The 20,375-nt window shown below is 44.4% G+C and carries 12 protein-coding genes; 5 read left to right on the top strand and 7 right to left on the bottom strand.

Translation table 11 applies throughout. The annotated features are described in order from the left end of the window. Positions 1–437: 437 nt before the first annotated feature. The 3 genes from HC752_RS11680 to HC752_RS11690 all read right to left on the bottom strand — a co-directional run bounded on the left by HC752_RS11680 (position 438) and on the right by HC752_RS11690 (position 5,574). Positions 438–2,351: an ABC transporter substrate-binding protein gene (locus HC752_RS11680; protein ID WP_190335297.1), complete on the bottom strand. Its 1,914-nt coding sequence runs from the start codon at positions 2,349–2,351 to the stop codon at positions 438–440. Positions 2,352–2,420: 69 nt separating this feature from the next. Beyond that, positions 2,421–4,160 carry a DUF2264 domain-containing protein gene (locus HC752_RS11685; protein WP_190335298.1) on the bottom strand — a complete coding sequence of 580 codons (1,740 nt, stop codon included), beginning with the start codon at positions 4,158–4,160 and terminating at the stop codon, positions 2,421–2,423. A gap of 175 nt (positions 4,161–4,335) precedes the next feature. Beyond that, positions 4,336–5,574, bottom strand: a complete 1,239-nt coding sequence (locus HC752_RS11690; RefSeq protein WP_190335299.1) for an anaerobic sulfatase maturase — start codon at positions 5,572–5,574, stop codon at positions 4,336–4,338. 186 nt (positions 5,575–5,760) lie between these two features. On the opposite strand from HC752_RS11690, the gene HC752_RS11695 reads away from it, so the two are divergent. Together HC752_RS11695 and HC752_RS11700 are read left to right on the top strand one after the other, a co-directional pair. Then, a complete protein-coding gene (locus tag HC752_RS11695; RefSeq protein WP_190335300.1) occupies positions 5,761–6,024 on the top strand; it encodes a hypothetical protein in 264 nt (87 codons plus the stop codon). A 129-nt stretch (positions 6,025–6,153) separates the two neighbouring features. Then, positions 6,154–7,620 carry a sulfatase family protein gene (locus tag HC752_RS11700; RefSeq protein WP_190335301.1) on the top strand — a complete coding sequence of 489 codons (1,467 nt, stop codon included), beginning with the start codon at positions 6,154–6,156 and terminating at the stop codon, positions 7,618–7,620. A gap of 43 nt (positions 7,621–7,663) precedes the next feature. On the opposite strand, the gene HC752_RS11705 is transcribed toward HC752_RS11700, so the two are convergent. Continuing rightward, positions 7,664–7,984 carry a DOPA 4,5-dioxygenase family protein gene (locus tag HC752_RS11705; RefSeq protein ID WP_190335302.1) on the bottom strand — a complete coding sequence of 107 codons (321 nt, stop codon included), beginning with the start codon at positions 7,982–7,984 and terminating at the stop codon, positions 7,664–7,666. A 406-nt stretch (positions 7,985–8,390) separates the two neighbouring features. Here HC752_RS11705 and HC752_RS11710 point away from each other — a divergent pair, with 406 nt between their 5' ends. The 3 genes from HC752_RS11710 to HC752_RS11720 all read left to right on the top strand — a co-directional run bounded on the left by HC752_RS11710 (position 8,391) and on the right by HC752_RS11720 (position 17,155). Beyond that, a complete protein-coding gene (locus tag HC752_RS11710) occupies positions 8,391–9,674 on the top strand; it encodes a dicarboxylate/amino acid:cation symporter (protein ID WP_190335303.1) in 1,284 nt (427 codons plus the stop codon). A gap of 888 nt (positions 9,675–10,562) precedes the next feature. After that, entirely contained in the window at positions 10,563–11,399 is an 837-nt protein-coding gene (locus tag HC752_RS11715; protein WP_190335304.1) for an HAD family hydrolase, read from the top strand. Beyond that, the gene (locus HC752_RS11720) at positions 11,396–17,155 is read left to right on the top strand and encodes a condensation domain-containing protein (RefSeq protein WP_190335305.1); all 5,760 of its coding nucleotides are present in this window, start codon (positions 11,396–11,398) and stop codon (positions 17,153–17,155) included. The genes HC752_RS11715 and HC752_RS11720 overlap by 4 nt, the downstream gene beginning before the upstream one ends. 175 nt (positions 17,156–17,330) lie before the next feature. Here HC752_RS11720 and pcp read toward each other — a convergent pair whose 3' ends face one another. The 3 genes from pcp to HC752_RS11735 form a co-directional block, all read right to left on the bottom strand. Continuing rightward, the gene (gene pcp, locus HC752_RS11725) at positions 17,331–17,969 is read right to left on the bottom strand and encodes a pyroglutamyl-peptidase I (RefSeq protein ID WP_190335306.1); all 639 of its coding nucleotides are present in this window, start codon (positions 17,967–17,969) and stop codon (positions 17,331–17,333) included. A 171-nt stretch (positions 17,970–18,140) separates the two neighbouring features. Beyond that, positions 18,141–18,323, bottom strand: a complete 183-nt coding sequence (locus HC752_RS11730; RefSeq protein WP_190335307.1) for a hypothetical protein — start codon at positions 18,321–18,323, stop codon at positions 18,141–18,143. A gap of 290 nt (positions 18,324–18,613) precedes the next feature. Beyond that, positions 18,614–20,053 carry a glycoside hydrolase family 19 protein gene (locus HC752_RS11735; protein ID WP_190335308.1) on the bottom strand — a complete coding sequence of 480 codons (1,440 nt, stop codon included), beginning with the start codon at positions 20,051–20,053 and terminating at the stop codon, positions 18,614–18,616. Positions 20,054–20,375 lie beyond the last annotated feature (322 nt).

The following is a 20,375-nucleotide window of genomic DNA, read 5'->3' on the forward strand; positions in this document are numbered from 1 at the left end:
CAATAAATTGATCTAGGTTTGATAATGACATAATTCGGACATGCGAATGAGCCAATTAAAAAAGAAAAAGAGCCTTAAATAGATCAGGCAAAAATACTATATAGAAAGCCAACTTCACTCATCAAACACAATATATTGGGATTTTAGAAATAGATGCTCAATTTTTAAATTCAACTGCGTGCATATAAAAAGATACCCATTTAATACAGAAAAAGTACGTGTTTTCTGAACAATATTTGTGGAACAAAGATCTAATCTTTGATAGGCCGCCGTATGGTTAAAAGCTTATTCACATGAACCTCCGTATTGTGCCAAACATAAAAAAGCAGAGCGATAAGCTCTGCTTGGTCTATTACGTAATAACACGCTATGCTCTAGCACATTGGCCATAATACATTATGCTATGACACACCATGCTATTGCATGCGATATCGAAATCACTCCGCTTTCCAAAGTTGGCTCATACGCATAGGTCCTGGTGTCGGAAAAGTCCAAGACTGGGGCATATTTTCTGGCACATTGCGCAGTTTATTGTTCACAACAACGCCAACAGGCAGAGATTCCACGGTGCCAATCACATAGAAATTCTCTTTCGCAATCTCCATAATTTGGCGCATCAAAGCGATTTGACCATCTTGAGACGATGTTTTCTCAAGTTGTTTCCATAATGCAACTTGCTTTTTCACATGCTCTGGTGGTTCAACCGCATTATCACGACCTTTCGCCCAGTTGTAGTACCCCAGTCCCCATGTGGATTCAGGGCTAAATGGCAAGTAATGACGCGCTTCATCCAACACGCCCACACCACCATCACCAATAATGGGGATCATGTCGTAATCGTTTGTCAGGCGCAGGTTGGTCACATGGTTAACCTCCATCACGCGGATATCTAAGAAAACACCCACGTCTTTCCACTGGTTTTTAACCAATTCTAACGAATCTGCAAGCACCCCTTTATCACTGACCTTCGACACGGCTTCGATACGCAGACGTTTTCCATTTTCCATCAAACGGTAGCCTTCTCCGTCTCGTTGGGTTAATCCAAGTGAGTCTAAAATGCTGTTGGCTTTTTTCTGATCGAATTCCGTGTATTGAAATGCCATCTCTTCATCATAGAAAGGGGACATTTCCAAAGGGGCGGCTTGGTATGGGCCTACCGCACCTGAATAAACCGTTTCGCTGATTTCCTCACGATCGATGGCATGAGAAAGCGCAACACGGAAATCTTTGTTCGCGAATAAGGCGCGCTTAACCGGATCTTTCGCTGTTTGGTTGAGTGCAATCACCATTTCTGAACTTAACGTACTCGGACGGAATTGATAGGTGTAACCACTTTTCTTTTCGTTGTCGATAAGAAGAGGTCGGTGTGTAGGCGTACCGATATGGCGGTATTGGTAATCCGCTTCACCATTAGCGGCACGCAAAACCATTTCTTCCAAATCTTCACTGTAGCGCCAACGAACGCTGTCCAGATAAGGTAACTGGTTACCTGCGGTATCCACTTGCCAATAATACGGGTTGCGTACGTACTCAGCAAAGCTCGCGTTAGGGCCTGGAGGCGATTGCACTTTCCATGCCGTCAATACTGGGCGGTCTACATTGTTGTAATGCTCAATAAAGTAATGCGCATTACATTTTATGTTTGAGAATTGTCGCCAAGAGTCAAAGCCCGCGGCTTTCGCGTCGGCTTCAGCTTTGTCGTTAAACGCAGGCATAAACTTGGAACAATAATGTTTGGGGTACGCGGTAAAGCTTTCACTGTCCACCGTTGCAAGGTAACGAATGAACATGCCATTCGGTTGCTTAAGCTTAATTTTCACTGTGTGAGCATTAATCACTTCTGCACTGGCAGAATCAAACGTTGGGAAAATCAATGGGCGGTTACCCGCATGTTTTTCATCCCCGAGTACATCATTGATGTAGAACGCAACGTCGTCAGCCGAGAAAGGATGCCCATCAGACCATTTCACCCCTTTACGAAGCGTAATGGTAAATTCGGTGTTTTCTTTGTTTGATGTAAAGCCGGTCGCTAAGTTAGGCACAACTTTCGAGTACGTTTCATCAAAATTGAACAGGTTATCGTAGGCGATAGTGCGAATACGGTGCCCATTGTCCATGACTTTACCAACCAAGTTCAATGTCCCGCCGTACTTGCCCACCGATTCAAATGGTGTCACGACTAACGGCTCGGTAGGCAGGCGCTCTTCCACGGCGGGGAGCTTGCCTTGCTTAACCAGTTCTGCCAGTGCTGGCGCTTCGTTGTAGGTTTCTGCGTAAGCCGACATTGATACCACTGCTGCTACTGCAACCGTCACTTTGCCGAATTGAGGTAAGTTAATTATGTGTTTCATCAGTCACTCCCTGATGTTTTCTATTTATCAAATTTGTCGCCTTTTCCCGAAGACGCACGCCCCTGAAAATCAAGATTCAGGGATGGATGCTGTTCGCCCTGCCAAAATAAGCACTTTGAGGGTGGAGCTGCCTTTTCTTACTTTCCCGAAGACAGCGGGAACACTGGCATGGGCGTACAACAAATTGGTGTTTGGCGCACATGGGTAAACGGTGCTCTCACCTTGCCCATGTTCCAGAATAATTTCACTGAACAAGCATTCAGATTCGACTCGTGCTGGCTTTCGTTCTAAATGGCTGAACCAAGGTGTCCAAGCGTCGACAGCATGACCGGTCATTAAGTAGCTAAAATCGGATTCGCATTGAATGTTATGCTCACGTGTTTCATTACCCGCATCATTCAACCACTGAGTCGTGACCACTCGAATGCCTTTAAAAGGCGACCAGACTGACACGAGTTTTTCGCCATCTCGCCACGCTTTCTCGTTCTTGGTTCTAGCGTGCCATGATTGTGTTTCTGGGTGCTGAAAGGCCAGCATGTTATCGCCTGCAAAACCCTGCTCTATCCATTGTTCACTCTCAACGCATAAACCGTGATCCGAACTGTAAGCGAATTTTGAATACTTATCGTAGCAATGTCTTAATTCACCACTTGGTGGCGCGTTTGTCAGCAAATAGCTGCCTCTATCACGCCAGAGAAGGTGTTGGTCACACACCCACATTGGTGCGAGGGTCGGCGCTAACGATTGGCGCTCGGCCTGCCAAAAGGCATGCTCTTCACTTAACCTGAGGGCTGAAAATGCTTTTAAAGCCAGTAAGGGAGAAACAGGGCTGGTGTAAAACTCGCTGGCCAATAAATTTGAATAGCCAAAACCCGATAAAAGTTGCCCATCTTGCCCCCATATCGATTGAGCCGCCCACCAACGCATCGAGGAAACCCAATGCGATTTAAGTAAAGACATAGCGATCCCTTCCGGTTCAAACCATGCCAACTCAGACCAAAAACCTGCACCAGCGAAACGGTAATTTAGCGAACGCCCATAACAAAGCTGCGCCCCATTTTCACCATACCAATATTGATAACTCTGCGCGAACTCGACCGCTCTTTGGACGTATTTTTCGCTCTCAGTTCGATTGGAATCGCGAATCCAACGAGCATAAACAAGACCATAAAAATGAAAAGCAAATGGGTTGTAATAATCCATGACGGCGGCTTCGCCATCACGATACCAACCTTGCTCCATATAGTGACTATCAATAAAATCCAAATCGTGTTTAAGCTTGTCGTGTTGAATTTCAGCGCCCACTTGCGCTAGCGCAAACACAATCAATACTCGAAACCATCGCCAATTGTTAGGTGGAATATCCAGTTCTTGAACTGGCATCATCCACTCGATGAGCGCTTGCTTCTCTGCATCAGCAAGAGGGTGCCAGTAAATGTCAGGCACTTCGACCATCGCCACAGCAAACGCGCTCATCTCAACAATTTTTTGATCGTAGCTGATTAGGCTTGACCAAGGCTTTCCATTGGCTCCAGATAGGCCGTCGAGAAGCGCTTGTTTCAGCGACTCGTTTTCCTCTTTGAGTTCGTGGTAAGCGGGTGTCGCCCCCCACATTAATCGAGCAATATGCTCTACCGAGGTCGCTTCTTCGTTATAATGTGCCGCACAATCTTGCTTTGGGCTAAACTCACTGTTTTTTGCATTCAGAATAGACTGCTTCCCTAGCAAAAATTTAACCACATTCAATGCGTTATCTCTGCGAGCAAATGTCGAATCTTCCGGTAGCCAGTGTGCTAACTGAATGCTCATGTTCGTCCTCTTACGGCACCATGCAGTCGGTGTATATCATCTCGTAAGTCAGATTAAAACCCATCAAAAATCTTTTTTAAAACGCTTTTTCATTTTTATGCTATTCAGATCAAAACTACGTTTCATTTTTATTACTGATAGTTGGATAGGTTCACATTTTTTAATAGAGACACCATTAGCTAGTGTGTTTGTCCGACGGTAAAAACCGTTCGTAGTGGCTCGGGTTCCAACCGCGTTTTAAGCACGCTCCCATAGCACGTAAATACGGTCGGATATGAGAAAAGAACGCGAAGTAACCTTCACATAATCGATGTTTAGCGGTGAGGGATAACTCGCCAAGATCATCAATACGTTGAGCAGGGCACGCACCATGACATAAGTCTCGCTGGGAACAATTTACGCAATGCAACGCTGTGCCAATGGGCTTCCTTTTTGCAAATGACTGCTGAACTGGGGTGTCAATTAGATCGGGGTAATCACGCCGATTCAGGTTCCCAAGTTTGAATTCCGGATAGACGAAGTGATCGCAGCTGTACACATCCCCATTGTGTTCCATCACCACGTTTTCACCACATTGCGGGGAATGCACGCAGTGAGTAGAAGGCATGCCTAACGCCATTCCAAGTGCGTTATCGAAGTGGCTAACAAACACTCGTCCTAAATCGCGTTTACGCCAAACGTCAAACACATCAATCATAAAGCGCCCAAATTGTTCAGCGCTGACACTACGATGAGAAACCCCTTTGCCTTTTTCCGCTTCAACCACAGGAATAAATTGGATGAACTGCACACCTAGGCCTGTGATGTGTTCGTAGACCCGCTTTGGGTGCTCGGCATTGTGGCTTTGAATGACGGTGAGTACATTCGTCTCCACGCCGTGTTTAAGCAGGGTGCGTAACCCACGAACCACTTGTTGATACGAGCCTCTTCCACGGCGTGTTTTTCGGAAATGATCATGGAGCGCTTCATCCCCATCTAGGCTTATGCCGACTAAAAAACCATGTTCCTTTAAAAAAGAAGCCCATTTGTCATCAATCAGCACACCATTTGTTTGTAGCGTATTGCTGATCGCCATCCCTTTGCGTGCATGCTTTTTTTGTAACTCTATCGCTCGCTCAAAAAAGCCGATCCCTCGCATGGTGGGCTCCCCACCTTGCCAACCAAACACCACCTCTTTACACCCTAGCGGCTGGCTTTCAATGTAGTTTTTGACATGGGATTCTAACGTCGCATAAGTCATATCAAACCGGCTTTGGTTCGGGTAATACTCGGTTTTATCTAAATAGAAGCAATACTCGCAGTCGAGATTGCACAGCGGGCCAATGGGCTTACTCAACACATGAAACGGTCGAGCTGCCTTAGGTTTGCAGGTGTTGATTCGAAGTGGGTTCGAATTCTTCGTGGCTGTGCTCATGGCATTCATTCTTTTCTCTGTCTTGGTCGCGCATGCCCATAATCAATGTGGAAACAATACAATATATTTTTTAAAACACCTTTTTGATTTGTTGATAAATGTGATCTTTGTAAATTTTTAAAACGGCATTTCAAATTATTATCTCTGCATATTTGTGCACTGATTTATTTGTATACCGAGGTTGTTGTGCGTTGTCCGAATCTTCTTTATGTTTTTTCTGAACAGTTTCGCCAAATCGCGATGGGGGTTTGGCAACAAGAATACCGGCGGAAATGGGCACCCCGAAGGGGCAGTGACCGAGTCTTTCCCATTGGCCGAGGAATAAAAACCAAACAATACAGCATCACTCTAGCCATTGACCGTGACGATCAATCAGAAAGCATTCCATTTTTGGTAACGACGACGAGCCGTATCAACGGACTCCCCCTATGTTCACCCCAGCAGGAGTAAGGGAAAGAACGCTGCTTTCACTGTTGGCATGTCAGCCAGCACGATTTCAAGACCCATGTGTGGAGCTAGGTATATTGTCAGAACGTCTACGCTCCCCATCTTTACTCCCAAATACTTGCAGGAACAATCATGACTGAGAAAGCCACCCCAAACGTCATTATTATGTACGCCGACGATCTAGGATTTGGCGACATTAGTTGCTACGGCGCAAATGAAATCCCAACACCTAACCTCGATAAGTTGGCTGAAGAAGGCTTAAAGTTTCATCAAGGTTACGCCACTGCTGCAACGTGTACACCTTCTCGCTACAGTTTACTGACGGGGTCTTACCCATGGCGCAACCCAAATGCCGCGGTTCTCCCCGGAGACGCGCCACAAATCATCGGTAAGCTAGACGACACAATGCCAAAAATGTTCCAAAAGGCCGGCTACCAAACGGGCATCGTTGGGAAATGGCATTTGGGTTTGGGGAATGGAGATTTGAACTTTAACCAGCCGATTGACGGCACGCCAAATGATGTGGGATTTGATGAATCCTACATAATGGCCGCCACAAACGACCGTGTGCCTTGTGTGTACATCGATAATCGAGAAGTCGACAATTTAGACCCAAACGACCCTATTGAGGTGACGTACGATTGGGATAAAGCCTATGAAGGCATTCCGACAGGAAGAGATAACCCTGAACTTTTGAACGTGATGTACGATCACGGGCATGATGGCACAATTATTAATGGTGTCAGCCGAATTGGGCACATGCGAGGCGGGCAATCTGCCACTTGGAATGATGAAACCATGGGGGAAGTGTTTGCAAACAAAGCCATGGCGTTTTTAGAAAAAAACCAAAATGCGCCCTTTTTCTTGTTTTATGCCCTACACCAACCTCATGTTCCCCGCATTCCTAACCCCGCATTCCGAGGTGCCACCCCGCATGGCGTACGCGGAGATGTCATCGTCGAAATGGATTGGTGCATCGGTCAAGTTCTGGATAAATTGGACGAATTGAACTTAAAAGACGACACCATGGTTATCTTTTCCAGCGATAACGGGCCGGTATTGAACGATGGCTATAAAGATGATGCGGTGGAATTGAACGGTGACCACACAATGGCTGGGCTTCTGCGAGGCGGAAAGTACAGCTTGTTTGAAGGTGGTACACGAGTCCCGTTTATAGTCCGCTGGCCAAAGGGCATTGCTAAGGGCAATTCAGAGGCACTGATTAATCAGGTCGACTTGTACGCCACCTTCGCCGCTCTGACAGGGCAACCGCTTTCGGAAAAAGAAGCCCCAGACAGCCATAACTTACTCGATGCGCTGACAGGCAAAAACCAAGAAGGTCGCAACGATATGGTGCTTGAGGGAATGCAGTACAAGAAAGTGTATCGAGATAGACAATATGCCTATATCCCCCCACATGACGATGACTTTATTTGCCAATACACGGGCAACGAAAAAGGGAATACACCGCAACCACAGCTGTACGATTTACATGATGATATAGGCCAGCTCAAAAACCTGGCACCTGACATGCCTGATAAAGTCGACGAGTTAGCGTTGAAATTGCAAAACATCATCGCAAAAAGCCGTTCAAGGTAGATCACAGCAAACCCACAATGTCAGCTCGGCAGGCGCCGAGCTTCTAATGCGGTAGCGCTTCTTCAAAAACACCAAGCTCTCTTCCTAACCATATGGCTCGCTCGGTATGGTCCAGTAAAGGTTCACTGCTTACTGGGTGAATCAAAACTGACATGTCCCCGCGTGCGTTATCAAGCCAATCGATAATCCCTTCGCTATCGTCTTTAAAATGAAACTCAAACATCGGCATCTTATGAGGACCAACGAGTTTCTCAACCAACTCAAAAACGGCCACTGCGTCTTGGCGTTCCTTTCGTATTTTTTTGCGTAAAGCATCGGCTTTCGCAATATTGTTTAACCCAAAATAAACATGAGCGTGAAACATAGGAATCTCCTAACTAATTTGGTGACCCAATCAACATCATTCATGTCTTACACCTTGAGTTCACGGGGACTATTTTGATTGACCTTTCTGATTATGTATACCTATTCGCTTTGAAGAATACGTTCAAATTTTTCTAACAGGAACGAGATAATCTTAAACGGCTTATTTATTTCAGTTACTTTTATTTCACTGATTTCTAATGTAATAAATCTTTATAAATTATTAGATTCACAGCATATTTCCGCTAAATACATAAATACGTAAAATATAAATTATGGTACAGATATCACAGTGTATCATTTGCATTGCAATTCACTCATACGCCATTGAGCTCACTCTTTAAGCTCGTCACTGTGAGTAAAGCTATATAACAATATAAAACGACTTTTTAGGACAAGGAATAAACATGTCGAATACTATGACAACGCTTAACAATGGCTCATCAGGGTTCAGCCTATGGAAACAAATTGTCATTGGAATGGTGGCTGGAGTGGCCGTTGGCGCAATTTTGGGGCCAACGGCTGAAGTGTTGAAACCTATTGGTACTCTATTCATTAATTTAATTAAAATGCTCATCGTGCCACTGGTATTCTGTTCATTGATTGTCGGTATTACCTCAATGAAAGACACAAAAAAGATGGGTCGAATTGGCGGAAAAGCAGTGATTATCTATCTCTCGACGACCGCAATCGCCATCTCAATCGGGTTGGCGCTTGCTACCCTTCTGACTCCAGGTGCAGGGGTCAATATCACCGCAACCGAGGCAGTAAGGGCGGCAGAGAATTCCCCATCATTAGTCCATACGCTTCTTAACATTATTCCCAAAAACCCTGTCGATGCACTCGCTTCCGGAAATATTCTGCAAATCATTACGTTCGCAATTGGACTTGGCGTTGCGCTGACTTTAATCGGAGAGAAAGGAGAGCCTGCCATCAGAGTATTCGAGAGCTTGGCTGAAGGCATGTATAAGCTCACCTCTTTGGTCATGAAGCTTGCGCCTTACGGCATTTTTGGTCTCATGGCGTGGGTAGCGGGCAAATATGGATTAGATGTATTGCTGCCATTAGGAAAAGTCATCGTGGCGGTCTACATCGGTTGTGTGATTCATGTTGTCGTATTCTACAGTGGCTTGATTGCTGTTGTGGGGCGGTTGAGCCCTATTCAGTACCTTAAAGGCATCATCAACCCCGCGACGGTTGCATTCACCACCACGAGCAGTTCCGGCACTTTACCAGCCACGATCAAGTCGGCGCAGGAAGAGCTTGGCGTTTCAAAGAGCGTATCCAGCTTTGTATTGCCTTTAGGAGCCACCATCAACATGGACGGCACAGCACTCTATCAAGGCGTCTGCGCTTTATTTATTGCTCAAGCCTTTGGTGTCACGCTGGAAACCTCCGATTACTTGCTGATTATCCTAACCGCAACTCTGGCGTCTATTGGTACAGCAGGCGTACCAGGCGCTGGATTAATTATGCTTTCACTAGTTCTTACGACCGTTGGTCTGCCCTTGGAAGGCTTAGCCATTGTTGCTGGTATCGACCGTATCCTAGATATGGCGCGCACAAGCGTTAACGTGTGTGGTGATCTGATGGTCTCAACACTTGTCGGTAAAAGCGAAGGTGAGTTAGATGAAAAGGTCTATAATCGTACGGTAAAAGAAGGCGTCTCCGCCGAAACGTCACAAGCGTGATACAAACGTAATTTTTTGACAATACACATTTTAAAAGCGTCACTTGGTTGACGCTTTTTTTGTAACACATTTAAAGCAACTTTGATGTGCCTTCCATCGATTCTCCAGTTGACTTAAACATGCACATGACTTTCGGTGCCTCTATTCCAAATTTCAAAAAACCAGCAAACATTTCTTTGTTGAAGAGATATTATGCGTATTGACTCATAACTTATTGATGAGATTTTAAAGAAATAAGAAATACCTACTTAACAAGTAATCATTCATCCTATTTCGTTGAGTGGGAACAGATTGAGTGGATTGGTAATAATTATACAAATCAATAAGTTAAAAGATAGCAGCAGAATAGTAACTTTAAAAACAGACTGTATAAGACGTTCTTTGTAGAGAAATAATGACAATAATAAGTCGAGCTAAATACTGAAATTCTTTCAAGATGTGGATTAATTAATTATTACCTTATAAGAGCATAATCATAATTTTATTGTAACCATGAAATTGCATTCTCTTTATTGATAATAATCTAAATTACTCACTTATAAGAATTTCATGTTCATTTTTCCCATTATTGCGCCAAGTTAAACAGAGTACTGTTTAGGGATTTTTTTCACCAATAATTATGCTTACTATTCCTCCAAACAATAAGCGCTAAGAAATAAGGTGCATAAAAATCCTATTAAATCATATAATTAAAAGTATTTATTTATTAGCTCAAAATATTATTTACTCTTGAGCTCGAAATATTACTTATAGGGTTCAAAAATTAAGTAGCAAGCCACGTACTAATTTACCCCTAATTGGGATGACGAAATTATAAGGTCAATGACCACCACCGCGATGTGCTGTTTGCAACATGCGAAGGATAACTATATCTACAGGTTTATTATTATGATCGTTAACGGCAACACAATAAAAGCGATAGTTACAGATCTTGATGGCACTTTGCTAGACCCAACGGGGGAAATTACAGATTACACTAGCTGTATTTTAACGAGGCTTTACGTCAGTGGTATTGAAGTTATATTAACTACGGGGAGGCACCCAAGAAATGCCTTCAAGCAGCTAAAGCCACTTGATTTTTCACCAACGATATTAGGCTGCAATGGCGCATTAGAAACACAAACTAATGAGCTAGCATACGTACAAAATATTACCTTTCCCCATTCGACTTATCACCGACTCTTAAGATTTTTTTCCGGTCCAAATGCGCATGTTAGTGTATTTGATGTGGATGGTTGGCACATCAGTGAAGTCAATCACAACGTCCGTGCTTATTCTTCCAAATTTCAATTCCCCTATTTTCTTCATCAACCAAGCCATCTGCTTTCTTTAAGAGCAAATAAACTCCTTGTATCGACTTCTCATGACACCAAAAAAGTTGAGAGCAAATTAAGAAGTCTTTTCGAAGATGAATGTGAAATCACCCTTTCAAACGAACACAGTATTGAAATCAGCCCCAAATACGTCACTAAGGCGACTGCCGCAGCGCGGCACTTATCGTTAAAGGGTATCGACTTAGAAAAAGAGACAATAGCGTTTGGCGATGGAATGAGCGATGAATCCATATTGAAAACCGCTGCGCTTGGCATTGTTATGCAAAATGCCATGTCGGATCTGCCTCGTCGCCTCCCTAACCCTTTATTTACGCAAAGCAACGCAAACGATGGCGTCGCGAAATTTCTCATTAAGTTCTTCAATTTGTCACTTAAGGGGAGTTATGCATGAAATCAATTGCCTCGCCATATGAGCTGAATGTATTTATTGAATCACTGAATGAACCCAGCCATATGTTATCAAACTCGTTTGTGACGTTTGATCTGCGTGGAGAGGTTGATCAGCACGCTCTGATTGAATCGATACGTACAGCGTTCCAAGCTGAAAATTTCCATTGCCAATACGAACTCGACAATAACAAGCTCTATAAAACGCATACGTCTTCTCCCGTTAGCGTCGAGTTTTATGATTTTACAAATAAGCCGGATCCCAAAACCGAATACCAAACAGTATTAGACCATTACTATTTTAACAAAATCGACCCCAGTCAGGGGCGGCTGTATAAAGCGGGCGTATTAAAGTTAGACGATAAGTCATTTAAAGTGATCACCATGTGCCATCAAATAGCTTTAGATGGTACAGGTTTTACCCTATTTCTCGACATCATTAAAAATGAATATCAAAGGCATACCAAAGCCAACTGTATGGATTGCGATGTTGAAATGGATCCTAGCTGCCCGTGCCAGTACCTTCATCTAGCCGAAGACAAAAAGGACGATGCCTGCAAGATTTGGGAGCAAAAAGTCCTTTCTCGTCCGCTTTCAGCTAATTTCCCTGCTTTATCAAGAACGACCAGTAGACTCACTCAAACCAGCATTCTTTCTTTGTCGTCTGGGTTTAGCAACGAAATCAAATCCTTTTGTCGGGAAAACGCCTTAACACCACACCTGTTCTTCAAGGCCGTATACGCCTTACTGGTGGGACGATTAGCGGATCAAAACCTCATTGGTGTGACTTCACCGATGGATATGAGAGGCAAGGAGTCGAGACAAACCCTCGGCTGTTTTGTTAATACTCGTCTCGATGTTTATGAACTCAATGAAAGCCAATCCCTTCAAGCGTATTTTGATGACGTTCGCTCTTTCAATCAGGCGGTTCAATCCTTTACTGCGCTCCCCTATCGAGATTTGATCAATAAGCTGAATGAGACTTCTGAAACAGAAGTAGACGAACCCACTAACGTTGCCTTTGGTTCAACCATGGGTATCAATGAACAGTTTGAGCTTGCCGACGGAGTGATGCTCACCTTTAACGACGAGTTAATGGAACTGAACACCAGTATTCAATTGCTCTTTTGCGATTCCAACAACTCTAGCTTCAGCTTTCGATTCGACTATGTAAAAGCTCAGTTTGAAAGTGGGATTTTTGAAAACTTTTTGCAGCGATTTGAACATGTCCTCCGTCAGGTCATGGTTTCTCCAGACAAATCCTTAGGCTGTGTGGCCATTTTGCTGGAACAAGAGCATCAATTTTTTAAACAACAAGACAAGACCGGACACTCTGTTTCTACAGCCTCACTGGCAGAGCACGTACACCAATGGATAGCAGAAACACCTGACAAAATTGCGCTGATTGACGATGTTTCCCAGCACAGCTACACCTACCAACAACTTCATCGAGGCATTGCTGCATACGTTCAATACTTTAACCAGTTTCGACAGTTCAGCCATTGGGGGAAACCCGTCGCCATCGATTTAGACAGTTTGTCTGAAACGGTGATTGCCATCGTGGCAACACAATATTTAGGGTTACCTTATACATGCCTCGATAGGGAAGAATCGGACGAACGCAAACGGGCAATCATCGAGCAACTTTGCCCAATGACAATTCTTGGGGAAAACAGCGCGTACCTTGATCAACATAACAAAACTCAAACGTGGGTTTCGCCAATGGAAAGGGATCTCACAGCAATAAACTTGCCGGTTCCAGAATCCTTCCCCACAAGCACTCTTAGTCAATTCATTTTTACATCAGGCGGAATGGATGCACCAACAGGTATCGCACTTTCACACGCTGCCATACTAAGCAGTATCGTCCATTCAACCGCCATACCCAACGGTGAACGAATTCTTCTCTCAACCAATGAAGCTTTTGACGCCGCCACGTTACAAATTTGGACGGCACTCACTAACGGGAAAACGTTGGTCGTATCGGAAAGACGGACAACCCACTACCCTGACAAATTAAAATCGGTCATCAAAACCCATCAGGTTGATCATCTTTTTCTCACAACTGGGTTGATGGAGCGGTATATCCAATCTTACCCAGATGACCTATTTCACGGCATCAATACACTCGTATTTGGTGGAGATGCTGTCTCGGTGAATGCCGTGTCCAAGGCTTTAGACACCAACATTCCTAATATCATCAATCTGTATGGACCCGCGGAAACATCGGTCTACGCAACCACATTAACCTGCAAACCTCACCATGTGGTTCAAAAGCGCATTCCCATTGGAAAAGTCAGTAACAATACTTGCGTTTATCTGGTTGATAAACAAGGAAGGTTGGTCCCCAAAGGGGTAACGGGAGAGATCCTCATAGGCGGCAGTGGGCTTGCAGATGGATATTTAGGTCAACCTCAGCTCACCACTTCCCGCTTCATTATCACGGATATTCCGGAGCTGAATTTGCAGGGCGTTAGAGTCTATAAAACAGGCGATAACGCATACTGGGGGCAGGATGGCAACCTTTACTTCAGCGGCAGAAAAGATGATGAAATCAAATACAAAGAACACCGCTTTAACCTGAATGATATTCAAGCAGCGATTGAGGGCATAGAGGGCATTGCTTCTGCGGTAGTCAAGTTACTCCCACAAGAAAACAGGAAAGTATTAGTCGGCTATTACATTGCCCACTCTCCAGTTACAGCAACGTCAATTAAGACGCTTCTTGAAAACGTACTCCCTTCGTATATGCAGCCAGCCTATTTGGTGCAACTCGATACTTTACCATTGACTCCCAATGGCAAAGTAGACAGTAAAGCTTTGCCTATACCTACTACCGAATTTGATGATGATTTGCGTCACCTTAGCAGTATACAGAGGCAACTTTTGTCAAAAGCTTGCTCTGTCTTACAACTTACCTCTTTATCCATTAAGGATGACTTTGTAAGCAGGGGTGGGGATTCAATCTCTGCTATAACACTATCCGTTGAAATGGAGTCTATCGGCATGAAACTCGACACCATCGATATAATGAAACACACTGTTTTTTCAGAAATGTCCAAACACATTAAACACGAAGCGCTTACTCAAATCATTAGAGGAGACACCGTCGGCGTCATTGATCTTTTACCCACGCAGCAATGGTTTTTTGAACAGAACTTCATGCAGCCAAACCACTATAATCATGCGGTCACACTTTCACTGCCAGCTGATGTTTCCAGAGCTCGTGTGGAACACGCCATCACACGATTGACTGAGCATCATGACATCTTCCGAGCTCGATTCCACAATACGCTCGAAACGGGCAAACAGGAACTTATCGATACACATGAAGACCTATTTTCGTTCGCGGAAGAATCATTCGCCAATTACGAAGAACTCGATATCTACTTGGCACACCTCAATGAAACCTTCGATCTCGAATCGGGCGTCGGCGTCATGTTTAAAGCTGTGCTCTATCGTATTAGAAATGAAAGCACCGTCTATCTGTATTTGTGTGCCCATCACTTAATTGTTGATTCCGCCTCTTGGCGCATCATCGCTCGCGATCTTCAAGCACTGTACGATGGGGGCTGTGATACGAAATTGCCCAACTACTCCGGCGCACAAATCTATACGCAAAGCTTAAATGCTCAGTTAGAGCGAATTTGTCAAAATGAAACGGCGTATTGGCTCAAAAGTAACAGTTTTACCCCCAAGTGCAGCCCGAATATTCAGTCTCGCCTTGAAACCATTACGGTCGATGAACAAGTCACGGCTCAGTTGTTATCTGAGGCGAACACACCTTATCGCACGATCCCTCGTGAACTGCTGCTAACGGCATTGACCAATATACTGATTGAAAGAGGCGGAAATACAGAAGTACTGATGAGAGGGTACGGTAGGCAAGAACTCGCTAGCAATGTAAAAGTAGAAGATACGATTGGCTGGTTTACGAGCATTTTCCCGCTCAAACTGCCTTCCACCAAAACCCACCTTAGCCAACAAATTAAAAACGTGAAGGAAAGTTTCCGCAGCGTTCCTGCTGAGGGTTCAAACTATCTTCACCTTGCTTACCAACACCCTGATGGTGGCATTCGTCGCCGTTTACAAAGCAGACTGAATGCTTCCGTCAGCTTCAAATATTTAGGTCAATACAACTCCTTAACTGACGATCCAAATAAATGGAATATGGAACTGTGTAACTTAGGTTATATAGTCGGAGAGAAAAACAAACCACAAAGAGAAATCGAGGTGGTGTGCTGGATTTTAGAAGGCAAACTGCACATACAATTTGAAGTCACCAGCTTGCAAATCAACCTAACGTCGTTGATTTCAAGTTTTGCCAATGAGGTGAGGGCCATCGTAGCCCACTGTACTGATAAAGAAACAAGAAACACGTTAACGCCATCAGACTTACAACACGTGACGTTAAATCAGCAACATATTGAAACCATCGAAAGTAAACTTGGCTCTCTCAGTGCTATTTACCCAGCCACCCACGTACAACGAGAACGCCTTTACTCCAATAGAGTCAATCGCGATGTCCAAATTGGTCAAGAGTATTTCAAACTCTCTGGCACGTTAAACATAAGTGCCTTTCAACAAGCTTGGGATATTGCGTTAAAACGTCACGACATCTTACGGGCAGTATTTTGTGACGCCTTCGAAAAGGGCAAGCCTTTGGTCATCGTGCCAGAAAGCAGCAAGATGCCAATCAGGTATGAAGACTGCACTGGCGTTGCTGAACAAGACAAAAATGCGGAAATGATGCAGCATCTCGTGATTGAAAGAAGACGAGAAATCCGTGAGGTGTCCTCACCATTGATGCGCTTGTGGTTGGGTGATTTTGGCAATAACGAGCACGGCATGATCTTTACCTACCACCAAGTGCTGTTCGACCAATGGTCTATGCAGTCATTCCTAGCCGAAATAATGAGAGACTATGAATCGTTATTGTTAGGGCGTGAACCCGATATTTCACCACTAAGTTTCGAACCGTTTGTTCACTACATTTACGACTATCAAAATGACAGTAAAGCACGCGCATTTTGGCGAAACTACCTTAAAGGCGCCCCCAAAAATCTGCGCCTACCTCGATCCGCCGACTCGCTGTGTGACAAACCAATTCGCATGCAAAATGTCAACATGCAACTCACCGATATGGAGAGCCGACAGATCATCGCAAGAGCTCGGGAACATAGCGTGACCACCAACCAAATATGTCAGCTTGGGTGGGCACATACCTTAAGCAAAATCACCGGGAAAAAAGACATTGTATTTAATACGACTCTCACAAAGAGGCCTTCTTCCATCCCTGATATTGAACGTATGGTTGGTGTCTTCTCTGCTACCCCTCCATTACGCATTAATGTCAGCGGTGAGGTATCACAGGCACTGTATCATATAGCAGAGACCAGCACAGATCGGTTGGAATATGGATACCTAGATTTAAATGAATACGACGATGAATGGGTACCCATCACAAACTGGGGAACACTGTTCGTTTTTAACAACCAAACGGAACACAAGGCCCAGCAAACACACACGAAAAACTTACTCTCAGAACAATTAGGCACGGTAAGTGGCACAAACCATCAAGTCATTATGTCGGTCACGTTAGGGCATGCAATGTCGTTTAACCTTTTCTTTGATTCCACCGAAATCAATGAAGAAGTGGCGAATCTGATCGCAAATGAGTATCTCTCATCCTTGCTAACACTTTGCAGAAATGATTCGCTCGAGGTTGGATCCTTAAACTTGATAGAAAAAGCGTTCTAATGTTCTTATGTCCTAAGCTCACGGCTTAAGTAAACAAGAACACAGATAAACAAGAACAGAGGCAAATCAATGCCTAGGTAGAAAAAGCGCTAAACAAAAAGCCAGCTGAACCCAGCTGGCTTTTCTAACCAGTCCGATCGCTCAATGCATCTCACGCTGAAGCGTAAATCACCCATTAGCAAATCGTTCCTTCCGACACTTTCATGTCCTGACGATGGTCGATACAAACCTGAGCCATAAGAACCAGTCCTTCAATAATCGTATTCAGCGGCATACCCGGCATATTCAGCTCTTCCGCTTGTTCAGGCAACAGTGGAATATGGACAAAACCATGGCGAGTATTGGACTTAGCAAGAAAGTGTTGAACACCATAAAAAAGGTGATTACATACATAGGTTCCAGCCGTGTTTGAGACTGTCGCGGGAATATCGTGTTCACTCAAAGTTTGGCATATCGCTTTAATGGGTAGAGTAGAAAAGTACGCATCAGGTCCCCCAGCCACCACTGGCTCGTCTATCGGCTGCAATCCACCATTATCGGGAATACGAAAGTCATCAAGGTTAATCGCCACCCTTTCCGGTGTGATGGCATCCCGCCCTGCCGCTTGTCCAACCGTTATCACAATATCTGGATTGTGCGTTTGAATGGCTTTTTTCACCACATCGACCGATTCGTATCTCACAACAGGAACCGCACAGGTAACAATACGCCCCCCTTTCAGTGCCCTGCCCTCCAATTGTTTAACTGCTTCCAACGCGGGATTTATGGCAGCGCCACCAAAGGGTTCAAACCCAGTAATCAAAACGGTTTCCATGTCGCTTCTTTTTAACCTCATCTTTGGGCTTATTTGACCTCATCTTGGGATAAGCAACAGCATAACTCATTGAATTAAGCGGAACATGTGTTTTATTTCCTTTTTAGCCTGAGGTTTTTGTTCATCGCAAGGCGAATTGACACATCAATAGCTCGCCTATTACCCATGGATTCAAACACCATTAGCGACAAACACCGTGGTTAGGATAAACACGGTGGCTAGGATAAACACAGTAGCTAGGGCAAACACATTGGCTAGGGTAAACACAATGGCTAGAACAAACACAATGGCTAGAACAAACACATTGGCTAGGATAAACAGAATAGCTAAGCAAATACGGGACCACGCAAACACGATGCTAGAGATGCTAGAAAGGCACTCTATTATCCAGAGGTGAGGTTATTTCAGGTGTCCGATTTCTTCTTTAAGAGCTCGGTTTTCGGCATCCCATGCAAAGCCAATTGCCGCGAATTGGGGCTTTAACGGCAGTTCCAAAGGGAATCAAATCATACCCACCGTATTCATGCACTTTCGACCACGAACGGCGCCAACATGCAGCAGAACGCATTTAAGTACAGCGAAAGATCAAAGTAGACCCAATTGCGACCTACCTCAATCTTTCGCGGCAAACACGATCTAAGGGACTATTGACCCTCTGGGATCACCTGTCCATTTGCGTCTGTTGCTCTTAGGTTAAAGTGCTTTTCAACACAGTTTTCGTAATCCCCACTAAACCACGCGCTGTAGGCAGTTTGGTAACCCACCAGTTTACAGCTGAAGGCATGGTTATCTGGTGTATTGGCATCCCAACCCCACTCTTTGTCCCAGTAAATCATCATCGCACCGGCACCATCGGTATTGAACGCTTTCATGTCTGCACAATCCAGTTTCTCACCCGTGATATCTAAGCCTAATGTTGCGGCGATCTGCTTATAGTACTTAATGCGATTCGCGGCTTGAGGTGTGGTTGAGCCTTTTCCACATTCGTATGCACCGTTAATGATTTGAATGGTAGAACCAAAACCGTATTCAATACCTTGCGCTTTGTCTGCCGCATTTGGCTGCCAAGTGCCGTCGATAACATGCAACATGCTTGGTTTTGGAGGCTGTGGGTACACATAGAAAAACACCGCAGAAGCCAAGTTCAACCAAGTGTCTGCAACTAACGCTGGATTTTTAAGCAGTACGTCTTTATCGCCATACATGGCTTCAGAAAACGGACCGTAGTTGTAGTTCCAGCTTAACTGTTTCGCACCACGTCCAAAGTAACTTTTTTGAGGTGCACATGGCCAACGGTCTCCTTGCCAACCGGTGCAAGCGTTGTAGGTGCTGTTGTAAACGTCCTCAGATTTGTAACGCTCACGCAGGAAGTACAAGCCCTGACGCCATTCAGGGTTACCTTTCGCACCTTCCCAACCAGGAGCGTGTGCGCCCGTTTCTTGCACAAAATGGGCAAACATGGTGGCCAGCGAACGCTTACAGATTTCGTCTGAATTTCGGCCATCCGTATAGGTACGGCAAAACGCAGGGAATTTCGCAATGCCCTTCAGGAAGTTGACGTAAGTGTATTGTTCATTGCGAATTGGGAATAAAAAGTCCCACATCGCTTCATTCACTACCGATTCCACTCGTTGCACGTTTTCTGGGTTAGTTGAAAGAAGTGGTAATACTGCTTCGACAGAGGCGTTGTCCAACGTTTGGATATCAGCGCGAACCAATTCAAACAGCGGCGTGCTTGTTAAGCTGGTTTCACGGGCCAGCAATTCTGAACGAGGCATTAAGTAACCACCGTTGCCATCAGGAATTACCGTTGTTCCATTTGGATCCGGTTTAGGCGGCTCGACGGGGTCGACTGGGGGCGTACCATCGCAAGGCACTTCCGTCCAAAACCAAGCGCTGGTTCCCGGAGAATCCCATGTGCCTGGGCTGTTCTTCGCTTCGTAACAGATGTTGTTATAAATAACGACATCGCCATTCGTTACGCTCGTCTTGCCCGGTTCCCACGTGATAACCGGTGGCGCAGCAGCCAAAGCGACTGACGAAAATGAAAGTGCTAACGTTAAAGACCCTATTAAACGTTTCATTGAATTTCCTTCTTCCAAAATAATTCGAAAGTAAGCGTAGAACTAACGTATACACTCGATGTCATTAGAAAGAAGTGTTTTTATAGTTTGCGAGCTATTTCATTAAATAAAATAACCATGATAATAATCATCATATAATTTTGTGATATTCAGCCCGTTTTCCCCTAATAACGTCATGCATTCTGAAATAGCAGTAAAACAACGCATTAAAATAAGAGAAATGAAAAAATAATGAACATGAATCGCTAATATTTTCACTTAGCAACCTGAGTAAAGATGATTAATTTATAAACAAAAAATTAATACATATAAATATCATTTT

It is taken from the genome of Vibrio sp. S9_S30, assembly GCF_014694455.1.
GTDB lineage: Bacteria > Pseudomonadota > Gammaproteobacteria > Enterobacterales > Vibrionaceae > Vibrio.